Source organism: Alteromonas sp. ISO5, from assembly GCF_058105165.1.
Window position 1 is genome coordinate 2,064,175 of record NZ_CM176572.1, and the last position, 24,376, is coordinate 2,088,550.

Consider the following 24,376-nt stretch of genomic DNA (forward strand, 5'->3'; position numbering starts at 1 on the left):
TCTCGGTCATTGCTTTCTCTATTTTTACCTTGTTTTAAAACGGTAACACTCTGGTCATTTTCATATGATTCATGTTATTGATATACCTTTAAAACGATCTTGTCGTAACTTTGATGTTAATAATTGCGACGGAATGACGCCGTAGGTGCCTGATAAAATTGTTAGAAAGACGACCGTTAACGTTATAAGTGCATGAATTTTGCACAGGGGTTTATCAGACAGTAACTGCCTCGGTGAAACTGTCCGGCGTAGACTACATATGGTAAGACAGGAAGCCTTACCTTCTTAACAACAGGTGTATTATCTTTCAGGAGCGTATCGCTATGCTGCGTCTTGCTAATCCGGTTGCAACCAGTGCACTAAACAGTCAGTACCTGTTATTTAAAAACCTTAATGACGTGGAACTCCAGGATATTGCCCAGCACTCAAAGCTGCGTATACAGGAGCGTCATCAGTATTTGTGTATGCAGCATTCACCATCAGACCGAGTTTTTAATATTGTCTCAGGAGTTGCCATGGTGGAGCGGATCTCAACTGCGGGACGTCGACAAGTTCTGGCGTTTGTTTTTCCAGGGGATTTTGTCGGCTTGTCCAATTCGCCCTATTTTGAATATGGTATCCGCTGTTTGTCCTGTACTTCCGTCTGCGAATTTAATCGGCGGGATTTGTATTTGCTGTCAGAGAAGATCCCCACCCTTAAAGCGAATCTGAAGTTTATCCGGGCACTGGTGCAACAATTGACCTTCGATCAGTTGTATATGTTGGGGCAGATGACGGCTTACGAACGCACTTGTTTTTTGATCGTTGAACTGCTTCATCGTATTCCCGGGGCCAGTGCGGAGTGCATCGAACTGCCGATGACACGCTCTGACATCGCAGATTATCTTGGCTTAACGGTTGAAACCGTGAGTCGTTCGTTGAGCAAACTAAAACGTGATGGGCTTATCTCAACACCATCTTTTACATCAATAAGTGTGCTGGACAAGGAAGAGTTGGAAGCCGTCGCGAATATTCAATAGCAGATTAAAAAGCGGCGCCGAGAAGGCGCCGAACATGAAAACACAAGGTGAGGGAGGTGTTATTCGCTATCGAATAAGCGCCCACCTATTTCTATCTTACGAGGCTTCTTAGCTTCTGGGATCACTCTCTCCAGATCAACATGTAATAAGCCGTTTTCCAGGTCAGCTGCGAGCACCTTTACGTGGTCACCAAGCTGGAATTTACGCTCAAAATTGCGCTCGGAAATACCTTTATGCAGGAACTTCCGCTCTTGTTTGTCGGCGTCGCTGTTTTTGGTGCCAGTAATCGACAAAGTGTTGTCTTCTACAACAATATTGATGTCGTCTCTGCTAAAACCGGCAATCGCCATGGTAATTCGGTACTTGTCTTCCGCCAGTAATTCAATGTTATACGGCGGGTAGGTGCTTTGCTTTTCAGCGCGGCTGGCAGCATCCACTAATGATGCAAGGTGATCAGAGCCAATGAATGAGCGGTAAAGTGGAGATAGATCGATAGAACGCATAGTCATATCCTTTATAAAGCAATATGTTTCAAAATTAAGTGCCCCGATGATCGGCGGCGGTGATGTCGGCCTTACTGTTAAGCACCGACAAAAAAGAAATAGGGTCAGAGTTAATTATTTCAAGAATATTATTTAAAATTTTTTCGACCAGTTTGCCAAACCTCGCGAGTAAGGGGCTCACTGCTTCAGGCCAAAGCCTGATAGCATGGTCAGTATCAACCTATCTAAGTCGTTTTGTTTAAGGGATATCGCATGTTTTACCGACCTTTTACCCGCCAGGTCCAATCGGTACGGCTGGTCATTGTTGCTGTGCTGCTGGTGGTTACCACGGCGTGTCAGAATACACCGTCTTCTACTGCTACTGCCTACGGGCCCAAATTTGCAGCGCATGACCAGGGCTTTACAGCCGTCGTGGTGGCGTATGCACCGGAGATGGAAGGCATTCTGGGGCGCATAGAGGCAGACCCCAATGCCAGCATAACGGAAATGGTGACTTACAAGGGGATTAAATACCGTATTGGTAAATATCATGATGAACCCATTTTGATTTTTGCTACCGGCATGAGCATTGCCAATGCTGCGATGAGTATGCAAATGGCGTTTGATTATTTCCCGGTGAAGCAGGTGGTGTATATGGGCATTGCCGGGGCAGTTAATCCGCAATGGCAGCCCGGCGATGTTATTGTGCCTGAGCGGTGGTATTACCACGACGAAAGCGTGTATGCGAACCCGGATCCGAGCAATCCAGGTGAATCTGTGTTACCGGCTTATTATGCCCGGTTTATGGCTGAACAACCGGCTCGCAAAGCGGCTGACCCGCATTATCCCAACTATAAGCCTTTTCATTTTGTGCATCCTGACGAAGTGTTAATTATTAAAGATGGTATGGATAAACCCGAGGACACGGCGTATTTTACAGCGTCGTCGCGCTTATTAAACGCGGCTGAAAGCGCAATGGCTAAAATGCCGGCGCAACTAATACTTGGTGAGCGCAAAGCGAAGTTAAGCGTTGGTGGTAACGGCGTTACCGGCTCAGTGTTCCTCGATAACCGCGAATACCGTAAATGGACCCGTGAAGTGTTTAATGCTGAAGTCACCGAAATGGAATCCACCGCAGTTGGTCAGGTGTGTACGGTAAATGAAGTCGATTGGGTGATTATCCGCGCAATCAGCGATCTGGCCGGTGGCCAGGAGGGCGTTAATGTGGAGCATATCTACGATAAAGAAGTTTCCCGGGTGGGCGCCAATGTGTTGTTTGCTGTAATGGACGAGCTGGCGGCGCAATAATGCAGCGCATTTTGAGCTTTTTGCTGGTGTGGATGTGCACCATGGCGCCAGCGGCACTTAGCGCACAAACCAGCAATCCGATTGGCAATCCGGTTGGCAATCCAACTGGCAAGCCAACTGGCAAGCCGATTGGCGAGCCGACTGAAAGACAAACATTGGCACGCAATTATGCTGAAATTGTTGGTCGGCTGGCGTTAACCGATAAGTTATTCTCCGCTATGTCAGAACAGTGTGACATTAAGGTCGCTATGTCGAGCCAGTCATACTCTGCCATTGATTATGCATTACGGATGCAAACCAATATGAGCTTTTTTCAGTGGCGTAAGCAGTTTAGCGATCCGGCTCAGGAAACTAAACTGGTAAAGCAATTGATGGACAGCACCCTTACCGACATCGGCGGCTGTGAGGAGGATGCCGTCAATCAATGGTTTGCCGGAATGTTGCAAAATATGTTGCAGCCCTCCATTGAGCAATTATCAGACTTACCGGATTTGCTGGGAATTTCCCGGAACAAGCCAAATGAAGACAAACTGGTGCGAGTGTTTATACATCAGTTAGCCCGCTATCAGGAATTATCTGTGGCTGAAATTCGCGGCCTGGCAATGGCCTTGGAAGGCGGCATGTATCGCTACAGCATGATTGCCTTTACCAACCGGATCACAAAGGATTATCCGCAAGCGGTAACGTTGCGGGAGTATATTTATCAGCAGACAGAATCTGCCAGTGATCTGTATGAACTGGCCGACAGTTTACGCTTCACCAACCGGGAGCGGGCTGTCCAATTGTTTGGCGAGGCAGCTCAGCAGGGGAGCTTCGAAGCGCAGCGCTGGTATGGCAACTACCAGGCGTGTGTGGGAAATACGGAACAAGCTCTGCTTTGGCTGAATAAGGCCAGGCAAAATGAGCCTGACGAAGCGTCATATATAGACGATATCATCAGTGAGATCACGGCACTTGGCGAACCGACGAATTGTCTGGATGGCTGGGTTTATTAAAGGAAAAATGAATATGTCAGACACCTTTTATTCCTATCAATTGAGCGATGGTCATGGGCTGCCTCACGACCCATTTAAAGCCATTATAGCACCACGGCCGATCGGCTGGATCGCCTCAGAAAATGACAGCGGGGTAGCGAACCTGGCTCCCTACAGTTTTTTTAACGCCTTTAACGGTGCGCCGCCGATTATTGGCTTTGCCAGTGTTGGTTTTAAAGACAGTGTAAGCAATATACAAGCGACCGGTGAGTTTTGCTGGAGCCTGGCCACCCGAGAGCTGGCTGAGGCTATGAATACTTCCAGCGCCGGTGTTGAACCTGAAGTGGATGAATTTGAGCTGGCTGGATTGCAGAAACGCCCTTCCACGTTAGTGAAGGTGCCTCATGTTGCAGCCAGCCCGGCATCAATGGAGTGCAAGCTAACGCAAATTGTTCAGCTTAACGACATGCATGGTGAACCGTGCGATACCTGGCTGGTACTGGGACAGGTGGTGGCGGTGCACATTCAAAAAGCATATTTAAACGACGGCGTATTCGATACAGCTGGCGCTAATTCGATTATGCGGGCCGGCGGCCCTGGTGACTACTTTGGGGTGTCAGCCCAGGCAAAATTCTTCATGGGGCGGCCTTAATCACTGCCTTTGCATAAGCGGTTACGGCCGCTATGTTTAGCCTGGTAGAGTAGTTCATCGGCGGCCTGAACCAGGGCCTCAACAGACTGTTCGCCGTTACCGGTTACTGCCCCCATGCTGACTGTTACGGTAAGTTGATGTTCACCGGCGTTTATGACGCGGATGTCTTCCTGCATGCGTGTAAATAAACCGTCTACCGCATCGAGACGAGTGTTGGTCATGATGATGAGCCACTCTTCACCGCCCCATCGGCCAAGCCTGTCTTGCTGGCGAATTAGCGCATTGGTCCGCCGGGCAAATTCGGTTAACACTGTATCGCCCGCATCATGGCCGTAGGTATCATTGATTAACTTAAAATGATCAATATCAGCCAGTGCTACTACGTAGGGCTGGTTGAGTTGCCGGCTACGCGAAGCAACTTGTTCGGCGAATTGTTGAATGGCCCGGCGATTTAATACCTGCGTTAGCCCGTCAGTATTAGCCAGTTTTTCAAAATGTACTGCCGCCTTGCGTTTTTTAACAAACAATAAGGTGAGTACCGCCAATGCGAGAATAGCTGATACCAGTGCCAGCAAGTAGATGATTCGCTGCTGATTTTGCTGCTCAGCTGCCAGTGCCTGTAAACGGGATTGCTGGCGTGCCTGTTCAAGCTCGCGAGCCTGGCTAACCATCTGAAAACCGGCATACTCTCTGGCCAGCGCGTTATTGTGCGCGAGTTCTTTGTTCAGTGCGACGGCCTGCTGTAATGTTTCTGTAGCGAGTTGCCAATCCTGTCTGGCAGTAGCTTGATCAACCTCAAGCGCCAGTACCGGCAATTGTTCTTTGAGGCTGAGCTGCTTGGCAGAAAAAGCCAGTAGTTGTTCTACAGCAAGTGGCGAATTCCCGGTTTCTGCTTCCAGCAGATATAAACGGATTAACACAGCCTTAGCGTTTAACTCATCAGCCAAAAGGTAAGCCTCTTCGAACAGCGCTTGTGCAGCAGGTTGGTTACCGTCCTCCAGCGCCTGACGGACTAAGGCTTCCAGGGCATGCAGTTTCACCAGCGTTTGAGGCAGGGCTGAATAGTCTCCAAGAACGGTAAGGGTGTCTTCGAGCTGATGTTGGGTTTGCGGAATATGCCATAACAGCGATGCAGCGCGAACTCGAACGTATCGAGCAGAATGCTCAAGTAATGGCAGCAGTAACTCTCTCACCGACTGATAAAACTCTATCTCATAGTGAATATCAGCAATCGCCAGGTTGATTGCCGCTATTTCCTCCGCAGCGCTGCGAGCCGGGGGCAGGAGCTCTGTAGTAATAATGTGGCTAATTGACAAGGCTTGTTTATATTCGCCGGTATGCAACGAATAAAGCGCCATCAGGTGATAATAAGCAGCCTGTTGGCTGCGAGGCAGGGTGCTGAAATCCTGTTGCAGTAACTGGTTAAACGCCCGACGGGCTGAATCCGTGTTGTAACGGCGATGAATAAAAGCAAACAGGGTTGCCGCATCGGCAACAATATCCCTATCGGGCGACTGTAAACTCGCACAATGTTGAGTAATGTTACTGTGGATTGTCTGTACTTCGCTAAGATCCAACCTATCCAGTGCGACAGCTAATGTGCTGGCGTATTCTGACGCGGTTAAACAGCGCTGAGTCGCAGCGTGGGCGGCAGCATGATTGCTAAACAACAGCGCCAGCACAGCAAAAACAAAACAACCAAATTGCAACAAAGCTTTCTCCGTTGGGTAGCGCTTACTTAATAGTTCTAATCACTCTTATGGTTGCAGTCGCCAGTTTCACTTCTGCAAGAAACAACGTCAGTGCTGAAATTAACAATAGCATTGTCAGAATAAAAAGTGTCACGACCAGCACATTAAGTTTGACCTGCCAAAACTCACCGGCAAATAAACTCATTATCACGCCACATACCATTACCGCTGACGCGGTACAAAAGCCGATAGACCAGTTGATCAACTTTACCCGCCGCCATAGCAAAATAATTTCCCGGCGTAATCGCGTACTTTGCTCAGCTTCTGTCTGACTGTGTAATTCTTTCTCAGCCGAGCGGACCCGGTCGGTAATGCGGCCAAGCCGGCCGGACATCACATTTAAAAAGCCGGCAATACCTGCCAGCAAAAATACCGGCGCAACGGCAATTTCAATTAATGTCGACAGGGAGGGGATCAGAGCTTCCATTTTATCTTATTGTTAAGCGCACAGAGTTGCTTTTATAACACAGTTAAAGCGATTGATAGCAGTTAATAAAAGTCAGAGAAGGGGACAGTCTTTGATTATAAAAATACAGCAGTCATAATGTGACCTTATGGCAAGGGATCTTCTTGTGCCTGAATATATAAGTAGTTGTTAAATCTCAGCTGGATAAAATGAACAAATTACTGAACGCAGATGAGTATTTCGAAGAAACCTTTAAAGCGCTGGATGGTTCAGCAACTCGGTATAGTGGCATAGCCTTTGAAGACTGTGAATTTATCGATTGTCATTTTTCCGAGAGTCTGTTTCGTAGCTGCAAGTTTACTCACTGTGATTTTCGCGGTTGTAATCTGAGTTTGGCGGACTTTGCCAACACCCAGTTATATGGCGTGTCGTTCAAGGATTGTAAACTGGTGGGCGTGGACTGGACCAAAGCCGACTGGCCACAATACTACCGGGATTATGAGCTTAAGTTTAAGCGTTGCCTGCTAAATGACGCTTCGTTTTACGGCCTGATTCTGAATGAATTAATCCTCGACGAGTGCAAAGTGCACGATGCCGATTTCCGGGAAGGCAACTTCATCGACAGCAAGATGACCGGTTGTACCTTTGATGGTAGCTTATTTATGCATACAGATCTGAAACGTGTGGACTTCAGCGGTTCTACAGGTTGTGCCATTGATATACTGGCAAACGACCTGAAAGAGGCCACCTTTTCCCGCTATGAAGCCATTTATCTGCTGGAATCTCTGGGTATTGTACTGGTTGATTAGTATAATGCGCTCCCCCGGATTTTGAAGGAAAAATCATGGCCAGCGCCGCAGCAGTACACATTCTGGTAAAAACTGAGAAAGAAGCGCTGCTACTTTTAGCGCAGCTCAAAAAAGCCAACGGTAAAAACTTTGCCGCCCTGGCCCGTAAGTTTTCAATCTGCCCTTCAGCCAAACGCGGCGGAGAATTAGGTGAGTTCAAACGTGGTCAAATGGTGAAGCAGTTTGATGACGTGGTGTTTAAAAAAGATATTCTTACCATCCATGGGCCGGTAAAAACCAAATTTGGTTATCACCTGATTAAAACCCTTTATCGCAACGACTAGGGGATGACGTTAACAATCCGCGAAATTGCGTGGCAGGATGCGCTGCCCGTCAGACATCAGGTGCTGTGGCCTGATAAGCCAGTATTGTTTTCCAGGGTCGACGGTGATGAAACTGCCACCCACTATGGGCTTTTACAGAGGGTAAGCTGGTTTGTGTCGCATCGATTTACCTGAGCGATGACAGCGCCAGATTAAGAAAGTTTGCTACGCTCCCGGACTATCAGAGAAAGGGAATTGGTCGTAAGGTCATCGCGCAGGTTATTGAGCAACTCAAACAACAGCATATCAGACGTTTCTGGTGCGATGCACGATCAACAGCAACGGCCTTCTATCAGAAGCTTGGACTGGTCGTTGAAGGCAGTGAGTTCTGTAAATCAGGAGTAAGTTACTTACGGATGAGTGTGAACTGGTCTGAGAGTAGCTGAATACTGAAGGGATAAAGTGCCAGCTTCAGAAGCCGCTTGCACTGCAATGATGCAGCCTGACAAACTTGTCAGCAAGCTTGCCAATATTGGCAGTTAACTTTTTATGCTGATGTAAATAAAATTTTGATAAGGCAGCAGTTTTTACTTCGGAAATACCGAAAACAGTGACTTTATACCAAAAATACAAGCTGCTTTCAGTTTTCCTTTAACAGGCATAAAGGTTGCTTTGTAGTATGTGTTTCTTGTTCATCATTTTCGGATACTCATACTATGGATATTAAAAAGCTCATTCTGGCCGTCGTGATTGGCGGCGTGACTACCACAGCAATGGCGGTGGATAAAAATGCGGTACGTACTCAGGCTAAAATGATGCACGGACCACTTCCTGCGGTAATGCCCGGTGCAGAAAGTGATACGCCGGCCCTGATAGATCTTGGTGAACGTCTGTATTTTGAAACGGCGTTGTCGGCCGATGGATCGCAGTCATGCAATACTTGTCACCGCATCGATGGCGGGCGGGGCGGCGTCGATAACGAGCCTACCTCTCTTGGTGTGAAAGGGTCTCGTGGCGATCGCAATTCTCCGTCTGTGTGGAATGCGGGCTTTCATGTTGCCCAATTTTGGGATGGTCGTGCTGCCGATCTTGCCGCCCAGGCGAAAGGGCCTATTCTGAATCCGGTAGAAATGGCTGTCCCGGATGAACAAACGGCGGTCAGTAACCTTAAACAAGAAGGTTACGAAGCGTTGTTTGCTGAAGTCTTTACCGGCGAGGCCGAACCACTCACCTATGATAACGTCGCTAAGGCAATTGGTGCATTCGAGCGTACTCTTATAACGGTGGATCGCTTCGACAAGTTCCTCGCAGGCGATGACAGCGCCATGACCGAAACGGAACTAAAGGGCTATCAGACCTTTATTCAGTCGGGCTGTGCTTCCTGTCACAATGGTGCGCTATTTGGTGGCTCGATGTATATGAAAATGGGTCTGATCAACGCCTACGAAAACACCCAGGATCTGGGGCGTTTCGCAGTGACGAATAACCCTGCTGATAAATATGTATTCAAGGTGCCAAGTCTGCGCAATATCACTAAAACCGCGCCCTATTTCCATGATGGAGCGGTAGCAGAACTGGATGAGGCTGTGGCCCAAATGGCGTGGATGCAGTTAGGACGTCAGCTGAGTGAGCAGGAAGTTTCCGAGATTGTTGCTTTCCTGGGCGCGCTGGAAGATACCCATACCATCACGGTTAAGTATTTAAACAACGGTGCTGAGGTTGGACAGTAAGTCTGCATAGTAGCGCCCTGGCGGGCGCTACTTCACCTCTACAGCCAGCGAGTCGGCGATATCAGGTCTGGCTTGTTTGGTCTTCTTCGCTTTTTTCAGTGGCGGGCACAGGTCGTCGTTATTGTAATAAACAATACACTCCAGACACTGCACACACTCGTTATAGTCTACTTTTCCTTCGGGCGTAATCGCCTTAATGTCACACTTGTGATAACACATGGTGCAGGGCTTACCGCATTCCTTACGGCGGGTCAGCCATTCAAATTTGTGGAAGTAGCCAAGCACGGCGAGCCCGGCACCTAACGGACACACGTAACGACAGTAAAACTTATTGATAAACAAACCGAGCCCGAGCAGCACCAGGGTGTAGAGGACAAATGGCCAGTAGCGCACAAAGTGCAGGGTAATGGCGGTTTTAAAGGGTTCTACTTCGGAGAGCACTTCGGCAGCCGACAGAGAATAATACGAGGTGCCGGCAAGGCCAATTAAAACCGCGTACTTAATCCACCATAAGCGGCGGTGCAGGGAAAAGGCTATTTTGTACTGGCGAATACGAAAGCGCTTAGCGACCCAGCCCACCATTTCCTGTAGGGCTCCAAAAGGGCATAGCCAGCCGCAGAAAATCCCGCGCCCGACGATAAATAAGCTGATAAAGACGTACAGCCAGAGAATAAATAACACCGGATCCATCAGGTACACCTGCAAATCAAAGCCATTCATAAAGCTTTGCAGAATGGGGTAGATGTTCACAATCGATAATTGCCCCTGGGCATACCAGCCAATAAAGAACAGGGTGAAAAACATAAAGCCCCAGCGCACCTTGCGAAATAGCATTTGGTTGGCAGACAGCTTGTGCTGCCAGGCAAAAATAGCGGTTACGGCAATCAGACTCAGCACTAATATGGTGATGGTATGCCAGCGCATTTTCCATACTCTGACCCAGGCCGGCAGCGGTTCTTCCATCACTTCCACTTCGGCGATATCGAACAGGGTCTCTGGCAGGGCATAGTCGTCTGAAAACTGCGCCTGCTGTTTAATGAGGTGGTTCTTCGCTACCTCGACATTAAGATTTAGCTGCATCGGCACACTGGGGTTAAAGCCTGACTGTGTGTTAACGGCGAACAGTTGCAAATCTTCTGTGGCGGTAATATCGCCCTGTAGAGCTTGTGGCTCAAAACTAAAAAAGTTGAGGTCACGCATGGCGAAGGGCAGTTCATTTTGCGTCAGACTCACCTGGCTGGGTACCGTGCCGGGCTTAAAGTCAGTATCGAGGTAGCTAAAGTAGCCCTCTGACATCACCATAAACGCTTGTTCATTGGGCTTCAGCATCGACTGGAGGCGGTTGAAGGCGTCCTCACCGAGCAGATTACGGCCGATAAGCGGTGAGTTAAGGTACGCGTAATACACCGTGAAAGTGTCGTTAAAATCGGTGTCAAAGGTCTCAGACGGGTAATCATCAAGGTCACTGCCGAGTGCTTTTTCAAAGGTTTCGCGACTGATTTGCCACTGTTTCAGATAACCTTTATCGAGCAGCTGCGCTGTAGTAAGAGGCTCATAGTTATTTTGCTTCGCTGTGGCCGCAGGTGCGCTCGCAAAGCCGGTGAGTTTGTTTCTGGCGACCTGCAGTGCCGAGAGTAACACGGTATCACTCATAACAATCACTGAAACAGTGGCTTTGGTAACGCCGTCTACGTGTACCGTGTTGTCATTCGGGTTGGTATCGTTGGACGCGCTGTCGACGATAACGCGATTAGACACGTTCTGGCCAATATACTGGTCAAGAAACTTCAGCATGGGTTCTGGCCCCAGGCCGTGCAAAAAAATAGGTTCGTGGTGGTGTAGAATGTCGATGCCGACAATATTGCCTTCCACATCGATGCCAATCAGAAGGTTAATGCGGTCGCCGGAAAAGCCGGGTAACTCTACCAGATCGTTGCTTTGAAAGGCGTAACCAAGTAGCTCTTGTAACTGATAAACGGGGTAAACGGGGTAGTCAGCTTGTTTTTCGCCAATCACCGTGGCTTTGGGAAACAATTGCTGAATGCGCTCAGGGGGAATACTTTCTTCGGCCTGGCTTGCAGAACAAATGCCGAAGCAGACAACTAAGCAAATATTGAGAACAATTGCGAAACGTTTCATTGGACTCCCTGCAATGAGTGGAGCAAGTAGCGATGACTAAGCTACCTGCCCCGAGGAGAAAAAACGCGACAAACCCGGTGGGACTAAAACGGTTTGTCGCGGTGCCTCTTAGCTACGAGGCAATTTGAACGTCCAGACAGTACCACCTTGGTTGATGTCTTTAACTTTCTTGGCAACTTCGCCCCCCCACAGAGGAACGGCGCCACCCCATCCTGATACGATGCTCAGGTATTGTTCACCATCCTGTTCCCAGGTAATTGGCGAGCCAACGATGCCTGAACCCGTATTGAACTTGTAAACAATCTCACCGGTCTTGGCGTTGAAGCCATACAGATAGCCCTCTGGCGTACCAGTAAATACCAGGTTACCTGCAGTCGCTAACACACCACCCCAAAGCGGTGCGTTGTTTTTGTATTCCCAAACAATTTCACCTGTTTTAGGGTCGACTGCTTTCAGTGAACCGATGTGGTCGTAAATGGGTTTGATAGTAAAACCAGAACCTAAGTAGGCAGCCCCTTTCTTGTAGTTAACCGGCTCGTTCCAGATGTCCATGCCCCATTCGTTGGAAGGCACATAGAACAGACCAGTATCCTGGCTGTACGCCATAGGCATCCAGTTTTTACCACCTAAGAATGAAGGTACAGCCCAAACGGTTTTACCTTTCTTACCGTCTTCGGTGTCAGCGGGATTGCCCGGACGCTTGTCTTCGTCGTAAATTGGACGACCATTTTTATCCAGACCCTTGGCCCAGGTAATACCGCTTACAAATGGGAAGCCACGAATGAAATCGCCATTTTCACGGTTAAGTACATAGAAGAAGCCGTTACGGTCAGCCGTTGCAGCCGCTTTAACTGTTTTGCCTTTATCTTTGTAGTCGAATGCGATTAACTCGTTAACACCGTCGAAATCCCAACCATCGTGTGGTGTAGTCTGGAAGTGCCAGACGATTTTGCCGGTATCCGGGTCAATAGCCAGGCGAGAAGAGCTGTACAGGTTGTCGCCAGGACGTAAGTGTGAGTTCCAGGGCGAAGGGTTACCCGTGCCCATAAAGATCAGGTCTTGATCCGGATCGTAAGTTCCGCCTAACCAGGTTGCTGCACCACCGGTTTTCCACAGGTCGCCAGTCCAGGTTTTGTTTGCTGCACCACCGGTTATACCGTTGTCTTTACCGTTTAAAGTACCCATGTGGCCTTCAACAGTTGGGCGAGACCATACCAGTTCACCGGTTACTGCATCACGGGCCTCCACTTTACCCACGATACCGAATTCACCACCAGAAACACCGGTGACTACCATGCCTTTCACAATCATCGGCGCCGCAGTAAATGAATAACCGGCTTTATAATCGCCCAGGGTTTTACGCCATCTTGGTTTACCGGTTTTCTGGTCCAGAGCAACCAGTTTGGCATCCAGGGTACCGAAGATAACTACGTCATCATATAACGCTGCGCCACGGTTGATAACGTCACAGCAAGGCATGATGCCGTCAGGTAAACGCGCTTCCCATTGCCATAATTCATCACCGGTTTCTACGTCGATAGCGTAGATACGAGAGTAAGAAGCGGTAACAAACATAATGCCGTCTTTAACCAGTGGCTGTGATTCCTGACCACGTTGTTTCTCACCACCGAAAGAAAAGGCCCAAACCGGACTCAGCTTCTTAACATTGCTAGTGTTCAATGTGTCGATTGGACTAAAACGCTGTCCACGCGGACCAAGGCCATAGCTGACCACGTCACCTGGGGTTGCCTGGTCATTAATGATATCTTTATCTGTCACTTTTGCCTGGGCTATGCCAGTCACGGCACCAAGCGACAGGGTTAAACAGAACGCAGAGCTAAGTAAGCGGCCTGAAACTCTTTTACTTTTCATCAGATTTCTCCAGTGTTTCAACGGGGTTTGGTACCCTTTGTTACAACGTCCGCGGCTTGTTCATCAAAAAGCATGCGACTGTCGAGTGTTGTTTTCGTCCACTAGGTGAGTATAGAACAGTATACCTACCTAAGAGTCCTCAGAATTAGTATCAATCATCATTTTGTTAACAACCATTAAACCTTGGGTTATCATTTTTAGTTCGTTGGTAGTAATACTTCGCTGAAGGGCTTGTATATCGGGGCTTGGGTGGAGTAGATGATGGGTTGGAAATAGTGAAAAAGGCCGCTTTTTAAAGTGAAAAATAGCGGCCTTTCGATATTTTGTAAATAAAATGTAATGTTTATTCGGTGCGGTGATAATCGGGGATTTCGTAGCTCAGTCCGTACTGTAAAAACAGCGCTTCCATTTCACCGTTTTTGATCATCGGTTCGGTGATGGCCTGAATGGCATAGGTGAGTTCCCGGTAGTCAGTTTTAACTGCCATACCAATATCCCACGATTTGATACTCATAGCTGCCAGGCCGTCAGCGCTGATATCGTATTGCTCGGGAAGCGGCGCGAATTCGCTTTTGTTAACGTCCCCGGAGGAGCTCATCCCCCATTGTAACTGGCCTTTCATACCGGCCACCGCAGCCACTTTACCTTCCTGTAGCAGTTTGATGCCGTCAAATACCGAGTCCACATGAACCAGTTTGTCGCGGAGGCGACCACCAATGGTCGCGCCGAGGAAGAAACTGGGTAATGAATCAAGCTCTACGGCAACGGGTTCGTACTGGAAGATAGCCAGGGTACGAATATCATTGGTTTTATGGTGGTCGCGTAGCAATGCCCAGCTTTCCTGTTGATAGGGGCTGAACATTACCACCAAATCATTTTTGGGCAGTCCGTAACCATCAATCGCGTAGGCAAATTTACGATCGTAAGGTACCCGCAGCATTAAATCGGCTTTCTGGCGGGTAATGATATGCCCTTTCCAGATGGCGTTTCGAAGGTCATCCTCGAGGTTTTCGTCAGCGTTGATCCACATCCACTCCAGATCAACGCCCAGTCCCGCCGCAATACGTTTACCTACTTCAATGTCTACACCGGCAGGTTCGCCGTCCTTGAGGTAAGAGTAGGGCGGAAAGTTATTATAGACAGCAATGGTTATATGGCCTTGCTCAAGAATATCCTCATAACTTTTAGCCATTACCGTAGTGGCTATTAAACTACCGATCAGAAGAACAATTCTTAATACCATTACTACCCCTTAACTATTGATTAATCAGATGTTCTGCTTACTCTGGTACCCCACGGGTTTCGATGTACGCTTTGATAGCCCACATAGCTTCCTGAGAAAGGATCCCTTCAAACGGAGGCATGTAAACACGGCCATCAACTACTGCACCATTACGAATACGAGTCATAAACCAACCGTCTGCTTCTTCCGTACTGAAGAATTCAAACTCGTCGTTAAGTTTACGCAGATCAGGCGTGATACCGCCAGAAATAACTTCCAGACCATGACAACGGGCACAGTTCTGGTTGTAGGCTGAGTCACCGACTTCAATCGCCAGCTCATTGCCAGTGTAAGGGTTAGTCTTCAACCACTCATCGCCTAATTGTGGTAATTCACTGGTATCTACAGCTTGCGGCGTTACATTACCGTGAGCCATTGCATTAGCGGTTACCAGGGTAAGTACCGCCAGCATCGCGCTGCGCAAAATCGTTAAATACATCTTCATCTCGGTTTCTCCAAAAGCTGCCACATTGAGTTGTTATGCTGTTAAATGTTGCAGTGAAGTAAAATTAGTCATCAATAAATTTTCATGTCTACAACAAAGCATAGGGTGAAAGTTAGGAGATCTCGGGATTCCTTCCAATTGTACTTAGGTAGTAAACCTTTCATCCTTTTTGCTCATTTCAACTGTGTACAATCATGCTCTACTATTGCACCATAAGGTTAAAAAAGGGTTTTGTTTTTGAACATAAAAAAACGCATATATTACAAATTTTACACCTGTTTAACGTGCTTTTCGCTACACGTTCGCGTCCTTTTTGTGTTGGTAATGGCTGGCGTTTTGACGCCTGCAGTGGCTAACACCAAGGCACTAAATATAGATGTGATTTATGTTCAGCAATCATCAAACGTTGCTGCACAGCCCTTATTACTGAAGAAAACACCTGACAATATCACCATCGCCGGTGCCGAACTGGCCATCAAAGACAGCAATACGACGGGGCGGTTTTTAAATCATCATTACAGTCTTTCAGGAATAATCGGGGAAGATAAAAAAGACATTGTAGCGGCCTTGAAACAGCGTCTGAATGGTCAGCCGGCTATCCTCCTGACAGATCTGCCCACGACTACGCTGAAAGAAGTAGCTGATTTAGCGCTGGCTAGTGGTGCTGTAATCATAAATGCCGGTGAAGCCGACAATAACTTACGTGTATCTGAGTGCCGTGGTGGGTTGCTACATACGCTGGCAAGCCGGGCTATGCTAACTGATGCGATGGCGCAGTTTTTGATGTCCAGACGCTGGCGTGAGTGGTTCGTGATCAGCGGTGAATCTACCGATGATAAAGCCTTCGCAGCGTCAATTGAACGCTCTGCAAAGCGGTTTGGGGCGAAAATTGTAGAGCAGAAAACCTGGCGTTTCGATACCGATCTGCGCCGTAGCGCGCAGCGTGAGGTGCCTTTATTCACCCAGGGCGATGATTACGACGTGGTGCTGGTCGCCGACGAATCAGACTTGTTTGGTAACTACATTCCTAACAACACCTGGTTACCCAGGCCGGTCGCGGGCACGCATGGCCTTACACCGAAAACCTGGCATTGGGTGCTTGAGCAGTGGGGGGCTACCCAGCTACAGAACCGTTTTTATGAACAGTTTGGCCGCGAAATGCTCAGCAAGGATTATGCTGGCTGGCTGGCTGTGCGCAGTATCAGTGAAGCGGCTACCCGAACTCAAACCAATAACCCAAGAGCGCTTTACGAGTATCTTATAAGCAGTGATTTTGAGCTTGCGGCCTTTAAAGGCCGCAAACTGAGTTTCCGACCGTGGAACGGACAATTGCGTCAACCGGTACCGCTGGTACATCCAAAAGGCTTGACCTCGTTGTCGCCACAGGAAGGGTATCTTCACCCGAGCACTGATTTAGATACGCTGGGATTCGACAAGCCTGAATCACGTTGTGACATGGCTTACTAACAGGTGGTACAAGAAGTATGCGTTTATTAATTTTAACAGCCGGCTTGTTAACGGCGTTTATGAGTCAGGCCGAAGTGGCCTATGTTTCCAATGAAAAAAGCGACACGTTAACCCTCATTGATTTGGATAAGCTGGAAGTCATCGATACGCTGGAGGTAGGACTGCGCCCTCGCGGAATCATCTTTAGCCAGGACTATAAATATCTGTATATTTGCGCCAGCGAATCGGATGCTGTCCAGGTAATGGACCTGGCGACCCATAAAATAATTCATAACCTGCCATCCGGCGAAGACCCGGAGCAGTTTGCCTTGCATCCGAATAACCGACACCTTTATATCGCTAATGAAGACAGTGCTGTGGTAACCGTGGTTGATACCGTAGACCGCACCGTCATTGCCCAAATCGATGTGGGTATTGAACCGGAAGGTATGGCGGTAAGCCCCGACGGCAAATGGGTCATCAATACATCAGAAACCACTAATATGTTGCACTGGATTGACGCCAGTACTCACGAGTTGGTGGATAATACCCTGGTTGATCAGCGTCCGCGCCATGTGGAGTTTACTCTTTCCGGTGACAAGGTCTGGGCGTCGGCTGAAATTGGCGGGACGGTGGACGTGATCGATACAGCAACCCGTAAACTGATTAAGAAAATCGGTTTCAAAATTCCAGGTGTCCACCGTGATAAAATCCAGCCGGTGGGCATAAAACTTACCGATGACGGTAAATATGCCTTTGTAGCGCTTGGACCAGCAAATCATGTGGCGGTGATCGATGCCCGCACTTATGAAGTGCTCGATTACCTGTTGGTTGGCCGCCGCGTGTGGCAGTTGGCCTTTGCCAAAGGGCAGTCATTACTGCTCACCACCAATGGTGTAAGCGGCGATGTGTCGATAATCGATGTGGATGATCTGAAAGTGATTAAAACCATAAAAGCAGGCCGGTATCCGTGGGGCGTAGTGGTTAAGCCATGAGTGATCCGGTATTAGCAGTAGAGCAAATAGGATTTAGTTACGGGGCTAAACAAGCACTGTCTGATGTGACATTTTCGCTGTCGTCGGGTGCGTATTATGCCTTGCTTGGCCCTAATGGCGCGGGCAAGAGTACCCTGTTCTCTATTCTCTGTCAGTTACTGCAGCCACAGGCCGGTAACGTTAGGGTAAATGGCCTCAATGCCGCGAAAAAGCCGCGTCAGGTGTTAAAGAAAATTGGCATGGTTTTTCAGCAGCCAACCCTTGATTTGGATTTGAGTGTTGAGCAAAACCTTGCCTATCACGCCAGTTTGCACGGATTATCCAACGCCTACACGCAACAGCGAATTAATGAAGAGCTGGACAGGTTCGGTTTAAGCGAACGACGTAAAGACAAAATTCGCTCTCTTAATGGCGGCCACCGCCGACGCGTAGAAATAGCCCGGGCATTGCTGCATCAACCGGCTATCTTGCTGCTTGATGAGGCCACGGTGGGACTCGATCAGTCCACCCGCGACACCATTAACGATCATCTGCGTCAGTTGTGTAGCGACTCAGGTATCACGATATTATCCTCGACTCACCTGATTGACGAAGTCCGGCCAACGGATGAGCTTATTGTACTGATAAACGGGCAAATTCAATTGCAACAACGCTGTGAAGACGCTATGCAGGCATTGCAACTGGACTCCGTACAGGCGCTTTACCGCCATTTTCATCAGCAGGGAGAGCAATAAATGTACTGGACCTGCTTTGTTGGTGTGCTTAAACGGGAGCTGCTCAGATTCTGGCAGCAGCGTTCCCGACTCATCAGTGCGCTGGTGCGTCCTTTATTGTGGCTGGTGGTATTTGCTGCTGGTTTCAGGGCGGCACTGGGAGTCGCTATTATTCCGCCTTATGAAACCTACATTACCTATGAGGTGTATATCATCCCGGGGCTGGCTGGTGTGATCATGCTGTTTAACGGTATGCAAAGTTCTCTGTCTATGGTTTACGACAGGGAGATGGGAAGTATGAAAGTACTCTTAACCAGTCCCATGCCGAGACCGTTTTTGTTGGTCAGTAAACTGCTGGCGGGGGCTTGTATTTCCATACTCCAGGTCTATGCCTTTTTTGCTATCGCCTGGTTGTTGGACGTGGAGGCTCAACCCATTGGCTATTTACTGGTGATCCCTGCCCTCTTACTGACGGCGTTGTTACTCGGTGCGCTGGGATTATTGTTGTCGTCTTTTATCAAGCAACTGGAAAATTTCGCCGGGGTGATGAACTTTGTGGTGTTTCCCATGTTTTTCCTTTCTTCAGCGCTATACCCGCTGTGGAAAATGCGAGAGTCGAGCGAATGGTTGTACTGGATATGCCAGTTCAATCCGTTTACTCATGCAGTAGAGCTAATTCGCTTTGCACTTTATGGACAATTTAATGGGCAGGCAGCCCTCATAACCGGTGTTTGTACGCTGATTTTTACCAGTCTTGCTATTTGGGGTTACGATCCTAAACGTGGCATGGTGAAACGTAAGGTGGGCGCTTAGGCACGCAGAAATAACATACGGATGGATTATCCCGGTAGCCTTGGCAATAAAGGCTAGCTGAATGACAGTACATCCACTACTATAACTTACAGAGCATTAACAGGGTGATAAAAATGGTAGAAATTCTCGTCGCTGATGACCATCCCTTATTTCAATATGCAATTACTGATTTCGTTGAGCGTAATATTCCGGACACTAAAACTATCAGTTGTATCGACCTTGAAGAGGCACTGAATACAGCAGAAGAAAACCCCAACATCGACTTAGTGTTGCTCGATCTGAATATGCCAGGTATGGAAGGCCTTAACGGCATCGTTCGCTTTCGTAATCAGTTTCCGGAAATTCCTATCGTTATTGTGTCGGCCGAAGAAGATAAAAATGTGGTGCTGCAGGCCTTTACTTATGGTGCCGTAGGCTTTATCACCAAGTCATCCAGCTGCGAGCAGATTGTTGGTGCGCTCCAGCAGGTACTCTCTGGTCAGGTATACCTGCCACCGGATATCATCCGTAATGGCGGCAACAGCAAGCCGAGGGAAGATTCTGCTCAGCAGCAAATCGACCCCAAGCTGATTGGCGCTTTAACCCGCCGCCAGTTACTGGTGTTTGAGTGCATCGCCAAGGGTAAGTCTAACAAACAGATTGCCTATGAGCTGAATATCGCTGAGACCACCGTGAAGGCTCACGTGTCGGCCATTCTCACGAAGCTGAATGTACATAACCGCATCCAGGCTGCTTTGTGTGCCGCCAGTATCGACTTTAATCAGTACCTGATGCGTAACTAGCTTTTAGTTACTACGGATGCTTTACCCACCAAGGGTAACTCGTTGCCCTTGGTGGAAACCGCACGTTTGTCTCCCGGTGTTAGTTGCTGGCGGTCTGTGTTTGCGATGCTTTAAATAAACCCCAAAATAGATTATGGTCTTCCATCTGTCCTACTAAGTTTGCAAGTTTGATATGGAAATCGAAGTTACCAGACCAAAGCAATTCGCCGATCTCACCCGTAATTATCGCTTACTTGCCGATGGTAAGGAAGTTGCTCTAATCGAACGAGGTACTACGCAAAGGATTACGCTACCGGCTGACAGTAAAATGCTCACGGCTTACATTGATTGGTGTTACAGCCCGGAATTTTCCATTAGTGATATTCAGGATGGTCGCATCGTAGTGAAAAATACCTTTGCCTCTAATCCGCTTAAAGCGCTGTTTCTTCCTCTTTATTACGTGTCGTTTGGTAAACACAAGTATCTGAAAATAGAGTCGTAAATCTTACTCGCCGTTTGGCACGACAAGGAGAAACCAATGAAAGACAATCAGCAAGAATATTGGGGAATGCCGCTAAATACCTACTGCATGCTGCTGCATTTGAGTCAGCTAAGCAGTATTGTCATTCCCGGGCTTGGCTTTATATTGCCCATTGTGATGTGGGTGGTAAATAAAGATAAAAGTGACACCATAGACCAGCATGGCAAAGTGACCGTAAACTGGCTGATAAGCCTGGTTATTTACTATGCCATTTGTTTTATTCTTATGTTTATCATAATTGGTGCTTTCGCTATATGGGCTCTGGCTCTGCTGAACATTATTTTTGCTATCATTGCCGCACTAAAAGCAAATAACGGTGAATTGTGGGTCTACCCGCTAAGTATCCGGTTTTTGAAATAGCAGGCACTGACTTAGGGAAGATGCCAATAAGTCCCTGTTGTGAGAGCATGTCGGTATAGTAAATCACAACCAGCAGCACCCATGAGCCAACAGTTAACTTTTGCCGATAGTGAGTTTTCCAGCCAGCGCCGCCAGACCCGTAAAGAGAACTTCTTATCCCGGATGGACAACCTGCTGCCGTGGTCTCAACTGCTGGACGTGATTGAACGTTTTTATCCTAAAGCCGGCAACGGTCGGCGTCCCTATTCCTTCGCAGCGCTAACAGCGTATTTGGTTGATGCCTGGAAGCCGTACATTAAGTTGATAATTATGACATCACGTCGAAGACGGTTAATAATCCTATTCCACGCCTAAATCCAGTCAATGTGTGCTTGTATTGCGTTGATACAGGATAGCCTGAGTGACTTTACAGTGAGTTTTGGGTCACGTACATAAATGACTCAAAGCAATGCTGCGGTTGGTCTCGCCTCGATTGCGTCAGGCTACAGCAACCTCCCCAACCATCCCGGGTGACGTTGCAATTGACTGCAAAGATCACAGTGACGCTTCATAAGGGCTTAGCCAACTTTGGAGGGAAGACCTTTATGACCCTCTTTCACTACGTCGCGCAAAGTACTAAGCCGAAGCGTCATTAATCGTATCGAGTGACAATAACTGGGCGTCGTTCCAAATGCGTTGAGAGACTGCACTGTGATTACCCTCGAGTTTTCGTACTAAGAAGTGTTCGATGGTATCGACAGAGTAGCCATCAATATCCAGTACTATGATCTCGCCGTTACTCAATTCACTCTCAACCATGTGCCGTGGCAACCAGCTCCAACCGACACCGGCCATAATTAGCGATTTTTGCGTCTTGAGATCATTAACCTGAAATGTTTTGGCGCCAGAGATTACTGATTTAAACGCCAGTTGGGGATGTTGCTCCACATCCTTGAGTACGAGCTGGGTTTCATCCAGCAATGCCGCGCCAGTAATGGGCTGGCGCAACTGGGCAATAGAACTGTGGGCTGAAGCAACGGCGACCCGCTCTACAGAAAACAAGTACTTGAACTCCAATTCACTGCTAATCGCGCTGCTCATGGGTGCAATAGCGATATCCGATGCACCTGAGTTCACGTCTTCGGCGATGTTTACAAAAGTCTCAGTCATCAAACTGAGCTGCATATTTGGAAAGGCTTTGTTTAGGCTGCCAATAAGACTGACAATGTGAGACTCAGATACAAAATGGCTGACGGTAATGACAAATTTACTCGGAGGCTTGCGCCATTTCTGCTTTGAAAAGCCATTGAGTTCGGTTACTGACCGCAGTGCAATACGGGCTTTATCATAGAACGCATTTCCTTCTGCAGTCAGGACCAGTCGATAGCTTTCTCGAGAAAATAGTTCAATAGCCAGGGTATCTTCAATGGCTCGGATCGACGCACTGATAGATGGTGCAGATTTATGCATATGTTGACTGGCCGCTCGAACTGAACCGTGTTTTACAACAGCTTCGAACGCCCTTAGTTGCTCAAGGGTCATAGGTCATGTAGTCAATATTCAACTCAGCCTCAACGTCCTGTTTCACTGTGTCGGATCAAAAAAATCTAAAGTTTTCAGAAGTTGTTCCGATAACCTCTTTAACCAAGATAATGCTTATTTTGTTTTGCGATCTTACTTCGCAAATATTCACTACCAAACGTCAATTTATTACTCTGACCGAGAAGTAACCGACGCCTTATACCCTCGGCACCAAGACTAGCAGTTGGTGTGAGTCAACTCAATAAGGTTGACGCAATACTTACATGTTCGCGTAACTCCGGCACCCATCCGGATACAAGCGTTAGCGCGCCATCGAGACATGGTTGTAAGGTATTCCCAAACAACAAAGGCAAAAATTCCATACATCTTAGATTCGTGTTTGTCGCTAAATTGATTGGCAAACTCGAAACAGGACAGGTGTGTCATGGAAATTATTTCACCCACTAATCAAACGTATAACGCCGCTGTAACTGCTCCTCCCCAGCAGTCTCAAACGGAAAGTTTCTTTAACAACCTGCTTGCTCAATTTACCGGTACAGACGCTGATCAAAACTCGTCTGGAACAAACGATGACCGCCAAGCTGGCGAAGCAAGTTCATCAACGAGTAATTCGGTGCAAGGACCCTTATCGCAAATTGTGAATCATGCGATATCAACAGCACTGGAAAGTTCGCCGGGCAACCAGGTAATTTCGTCAGAACTTGTTAGTGCCTTTCAAAATAATTTACTGCAAGCTTTAACCGCTTCATTGTATCAAGCCTCTAGCCCGGCCAGCAGTCAGACGGTTGCAGGCAAAACGAATTCAGCTGAACCAGTCACTATTGAAAATACCGTTGCTGAAGGCGCCAGCACAACTGAGAAAAGCCTGGGTGCATCGATTTTAGACGTCACATTTGGTGAAGATGGATTTGGCATGGATGATGTTTTTGACACGTTTAACGTGCTCAACCATATTCCTGTTGTCTCTGATATTTACCAGGAAGTGAGCGATCATAACGTTGATGCGTTCTCGTCGTTCGCCGGCAGTTTTATGTTATATGGCCCGGTGGGGTTAGCCTTGACGGCGGCCAATATTGCGACGGAGCAGCTAAGTGGTAAATCGATTATTGGTAACGCTGCTAGCTTCGCCTCAGACATTTTCAATTCCATGATGTCTGAAGACGCGCCGCCAGAAACTGAGTTGCCAGCAAGTGCACCGCAGACGACACAAAATGTTGTAGACCTTTCTACTTCTCCATTTAAAAGTGGAGGCTTTGAATGAAACGACATATTGCTTTGATAACTGTATTAGGTATTTTGCTGGCCGGGTGTGTGGCACCCATAAAGGAGACACCGTCGGTAGTCGAATCGTTACCGACCAATCCTAACGTTGAAAAAACGCTTACCAGGATCGAAAAGGTGCCAACCCCAACGTTACCGGATCATCCGAAGTATGCACCAATAAGAACAACGCCTACGCCAGCGCTACGAGTACCTTCGGGATCGATATTTGATAGTAGTAATTTTGTTGGTATTTTAATTCAGAATCGCCCCTACCAAGTTGGGGACATGGTACAACTTGTTCTTGAAGAAGAGACCAGTGCCTCCAAACAGCAAGAACTCAAGAAATCAAATAGTGCCGAGTTAAACGTTGAGCCACTGACGTTAGCTGCTGGTCCATTACGCATCAATCGCGGCGATGTCGAACTTGATCATCAGCAGGACAGTGCCTTTAAAAGCAATTCTAATTCACGGCAAAAAAATTCTCTGGTCGGCACAATAAATGTTTTTGTCAGCGACATTTTAACGAATGGAAACTTGGTAGTGGCGGGCGAAAAATGGATCACCTTGAACGAAGGCCAGGAATTTATCAGGGTGACAGGGGAAATTCGCGCAAGAGACATTACCCCGCAAAATACGATTAGTTCCACTAAATTAGGCAATGCCCGCATTGAATACAGTGGTAAGGGGAGACAACAGGACAATCAGGAACCTTCTTTGATCAGTAAGATTCTGTCAATTCTTGGATAGGTTATAAACGATGCGCTGGTGGTTTTTACTATTTTTTTCACACAA

The 24,376-nt window shown here is 47.8% G+C and carries 26 protein-coding genes and 1 pseudogene; 19 read left to right on the top strand and 8 right to left on the bottom strand.

Annotation, left to right across the window (positions count from 1 at the left end; translation table 11 throughout):
* The first annotated feature begins 323 nt into the window (after window positions 1-323).
* A complete protein-coding gene (locus AC2T0J_RS09415) occupies window positions 324-1,019 on the top strand; it encodes a Crp/Fnr family transcriptional regulator (protein ID WP_489809878.1) in 696 nt (231 codons plus the stop codon).
* A gap of 59 nt (window positions 1,020-1,078) precedes the next feature.
* Here AC2T0J_RS09415 and AC2T0J_RS09420 read toward each other — a convergent pair whose 3' ends face one another.
* Window positions 1,079-1,522 (bottom strand): Hsp20 family protein, encoded by a 444-nt coding sequence (locus tag AC2T0J_RS09420; RefSeq protein ID WP_489809879.1) that lies wholly within the window; start codon window positions 1,520-1,522, stop codon window positions 1,079-1,081.
* Window positions 1,523-1,774: 252 nt separating this feature from the next.
* Between AC2T0J_RS09420 and AC2T0J_RS09425 the strand changes: the two genes are divergently transcribed.
* The 3 genes from AC2T0J_RS09425 to AC2T0J_RS09435 are packed head-to-tail and all read left to right on the top strand — an operon-like array spanning window position 1,775 to window position 4,435.
* Window positions 1,775-2,809 (top strand): 5'-methylthioadenosine/S-adenosylhomocysteine nucleosidase, encoded by a 1,035-nt coding sequence (locus AC2T0J_RS09425; RefSeq protein ID WP_489809880.1) that lies wholly within the window; start codon window positions 1,775-1,777, stop codon window positions 2,807-2,809.
* On the top strand, window positions 2,809-3,804 hold the full coding sequence (locus AC2T0J_RS09430; protein ID WP_489809881.1) for an SEL1-like repeat protein: 996 nt from the start codon (window positions 2,809-2,811) through the stop codon (window positions 3,802-3,804). Before AC2T0J_RS09425 ends, AC2T0J_RS09430 begins: the two co-directional genes overlap by 1 nt.
* A gap of 13 nt (window positions 3,805-3,817) precedes the next feature.
* Entirely contained in the window at window positions 3,818-4,435 is a 618-nt protein-coding gene (locus AC2T0J_RS09435) for a flavin reductase family protein (RefSeq protein WP_489809882.1), read from the top strand.
* On the opposite strand, the gene AC2T0J_RS09440 is transcribed toward AC2T0J_RS09435, so the two are convergent.
* Entirely contained in the window at window positions 4,432-6,147 is a 1,716-nt protein-coding gene (locus tag AC2T0J_RS09440) for a GGDEF domain-containing protein (protein ID WP_489809883.1), read from the bottom strand. The genes AC2T0J_RS09435 and AC2T0J_RS09440 overlap by 4 nt on opposite strands.
* A 22-nt stretch (window positions 6,148-6,169) precedes the next feature.
* Window positions 6,170-6,613 carry a DUF2721 domain-containing protein gene (locus AC2T0J_RS09445; protein WP_489809884.1) on the bottom strand — a complete coding sequence of 148 codons (444 nt, stop codon included), beginning with the start codon at window positions 6,611-6,613 and terminating at the stop codon, window positions 6,170-6,172.
* A 188-nt stretch (window positions 6,614-6,801) separates the two neighbouring features.
* Between AC2T0J_RS09445 and AC2T0J_RS09450 the strand changes: the two genes are divergently transcribed.
* The 5 genes from AC2T0J_RS09450 (at window position 6,802) to AC2T0J_RS09470 (ending at window position 9,433) form a co-directional block, all read left to right on the top strand.
* Window positions 6,802-7,401 (top strand): pentapeptide repeat-containing protein, encoded by a 600-nt coding sequence (locus AC2T0J_RS09450; protein WP_489809885.1) that lies wholly within the window; start codon window positions 6,802-6,804, stop codon window positions 7,399-7,401.
* Between the two features lie 35 nt (window positions 7,402-7,436).
* Window positions 7,437-7,724 (top strand): peptidylprolyl isomerase, encoded by a 288-nt coding sequence (locus AC2T0J_RS09455; protein ID WP_489809886.1) that lies wholly within the window; start codon window positions 7,437-7,439, stop codon window positions 7,722-7,724.
* A gap of 3 nt (window positions 7,725-7,727) precedes the next feature.
* Window positions 7,728-7,898, top strand: coding sequence for a hypothetical protein (locus tag AC2T0J_RS09460; protein ID WP_489809887.1), 171 nt, complete (start codon window positions 7,728-7,730; stop codon window positions 7,896-7,898).
* The gene (locus tag AC2T0J_RS09465; RefSeq protein ID WP_489810310.1) at window positions 7,895-8,149 is read left to right on the top strand and encodes a GNAT family N-acetyltransferase; all 255 of its coding nucleotides are present in this window, start codon (window positions 7,895-7,897) and stop codon (window positions 8,147-8,149) included. Before AC2T0J_RS09460 ends, AC2T0J_RS09465 begins: the two co-directional genes overlap by 4 nt.
* Before the next feature lie 270 nt (window positions 8,150-8,419).
* The gene (locus tag AC2T0J_RS09470) at window positions 8,420-9,433 is read left to right on the top strand and encodes a cytochrome-c peroxidase (RefSeq protein WP_489809888.1); all 1,014 of its coding nucleotides are present in this window, start codon (window positions 8,420-8,422) and stop codon (window positions 9,431-9,433) included.
* 27 nt (window positions 9,434-9,460) lie between these two features.
* Here the strand turns inward: AC2T0J_RS09470 and AC2T0J_RS09475 are convergent, their stop codons facing one another.
* The 4 genes from AC2T0J_RS09475 to pedF form a co-directional block, all read right to left on the bottom strand.
* The gene (locus AC2T0J_RS09475) at window positions 9,461-11,572 is read right to left on the bottom strand and encodes a 4Fe-4S binding protein (RefSeq protein ID WP_489809889.1); all 2,112 of its coding nucleotides are present in this window, start codon (window positions 11,570-11,572) and stop codon (window positions 9,461-9,463) included.
* Window positions 11,573-11,680: 108 nt separating this feature from the next.
* Window positions 11,681-13,444, bottom strand: a complete 1,764-nt coding sequence (locus AC2T0J_RS09480) for a PQQ-dependent methanol/ethanol family dehydrogenase (protein ID WP_489809890.1) — start codon at window positions 13,442-13,444, stop codon at window positions 11,681-11,683.
* Window positions 13,445-13,787: 343 nt separating this feature from the next.
* Entirely contained in the window at window positions 13,788-14,687 is a 900-nt protein-coding gene (locus tag AC2T0J_RS09485; RefSeq protein ID WP_489809891.1) for a substrate-binding periplasmic protein, read from the bottom strand.
* A gap of 37 nt (window positions 14,688-14,724) precedes the next feature.
* Window positions 14,725-15,171 carry a cytochrome c-550 PedF gene (pedF, locus tag AC2T0J_RS09490; RefSeq protein WP_489809892.1) on the bottom strand — a complete coding sequence of 149 codons (447 nt, stop codon included), beginning with the start codon at window positions 15,169-15,171 and terminating at the stop codon, window positions 14,725-14,727.
* A gap of 324 nt (window positions 15,172-15,495) precedes the next feature.
* On the opposite strand from pedF, the gene AC2T0J_RS09495 reads away from it, so the two are divergent.
* The 8 genes and pseudogenes from AC2T0J_RS09495 to AC2T0J_RS09530 all read left to right on the top strand — a co-directional run.
* Window positions 15,496-16,638: an ABC transporter substrate-binding protein gene (locus AC2T0J_RS09495; protein ID WP_489809893.1), complete on the top strand. Its 1,143-nt coding sequence runs from the start codon at window positions 15,496-15,498 to the stop codon at window positions 16,636-16,638.
* A gap of 17 nt (window positions 16,639-16,655) precedes the next feature.
* Window positions 16,656-17,612 (top strand): YVTN family beta-propeller repeat protein, encoded by a 957-nt coding sequence (locus AC2T0J_RS09500; RefSeq protein ID WP_489809894.1) that lies wholly within the window; start codon window positions 16,656-16,658, stop codon window positions 17,610-17,612.
* Window positions 17,609-18,346, top strand: coding sequence for an ATP-binding cassette domain-containing protein (locus tag AC2T0J_RS09505; RefSeq protein WP_489809895.1), 738 nt, complete (start codon window positions 17,609-17,611; stop codon window positions 18,344-18,346). Before AC2T0J_RS09500 ends, AC2T0J_RS09505 begins: the two co-directional genes overlap by 4 nt.
* Window positions 18,347-19,138: an ABC transporter permease gene (locus tag AC2T0J_RS09510; protein WP_489809896.1), complete on the top strand. Its 792-nt coding sequence runs from the start codon at window positions 18,347-18,349 to the stop codon at window positions 19,136-19,138.
* Window positions 19,139-19,251: 113 nt separating this feature from the next.
* Window positions 19,252-19,920, top strand: a complete 669-nt coding sequence (locus AC2T0J_RS09515) for a response regulator (protein ID WP_489809897.1) — start codon at window positions 19,252-19,254, stop codon at window positions 19,918-19,920.
* A gap of 172 nt (window positions 19,921-20,092) precedes the next feature.
* The gene (locus AC2T0J_RS09520; protein WP_489809898.1) at window positions 20,093-20,401 is read left to right on the top strand and encodes a hypothetical protein; all 309 of its coding nucleotides are present in this window, start codon (window positions 20,093-20,095) and stop codon (window positions 20,399-20,401) included.
* Between the two features lie 36 nt (window positions 20,402-20,437).
* On the top strand, window positions 20,438-20,800 hold the full coding sequence (locus AC2T0J_RS09525; protein WP_489809899.1) for a DUF4870 domain-containing protein: 363 nt from the start codon (window positions 20,438-20,440) through the stop codon (window positions 20,798-20,800).
* 81 nt (window positions 20,801-20,881) lie between these two features.
* Window positions 20,882-21,046: pseudogene (locus tag AC2T0J_RS09530) on the top strand (transposase); the annotation flags it as partial.
* A 369-nt stretch (window positions 21,047-21,415) separates the two neighbouring features.
* On the opposite strand, the gene AC2T0J_RS09535 reads toward AC2T0J_RS09530, so the two are convergent.
* Window positions 21,416-22,321 (bottom strand): LysR family transcriptional regulator, encoded by a 906-nt coding sequence (locus AC2T0J_RS09535; protein WP_489809900.1) that lies wholly within the window; start codon window positions 22,319-22,321, stop codon window positions 21,416-21,418.
* A 424-nt stretch (window positions 22,322-22,745) separates the two neighbouring features.
* On the opposite strand from AC2T0J_RS09535, the gene AC2T0J_RS09540 reads away from it, so the two are divergent.
* Both AC2T0J_RS09540 and AC2T0J_RS09545 read left to right on the top strand, forming a co-directional pair.
* A complete protein-coding gene (locus tag AC2T0J_RS09540) occupies window positions 22,746-23,582 on the top strand; it encodes a hypothetical protein (RefSeq protein ID WP_489809901.1) in 837 nt (278 codons plus the stop codon).
* Window positions 23,579-24,331 carry a flagellar basal body L-ring protein FlgH gene (locus tag AC2T0J_RS09545; protein WP_489809902.1) on the top strand — a complete coding sequence of 251 codons (753 nt, stop codon included), beginning with the start codon at window positions 23,579-23,581 and terminating at the stop codon, window positions 24,329-24,331. The genes AC2T0J_RS09540 and AC2T0J_RS09545 overlap by 4 nt, the downstream gene beginning before the upstream one ends.
* Window positions 24,332-24,376: the final 45 nt, after the last annotated feature.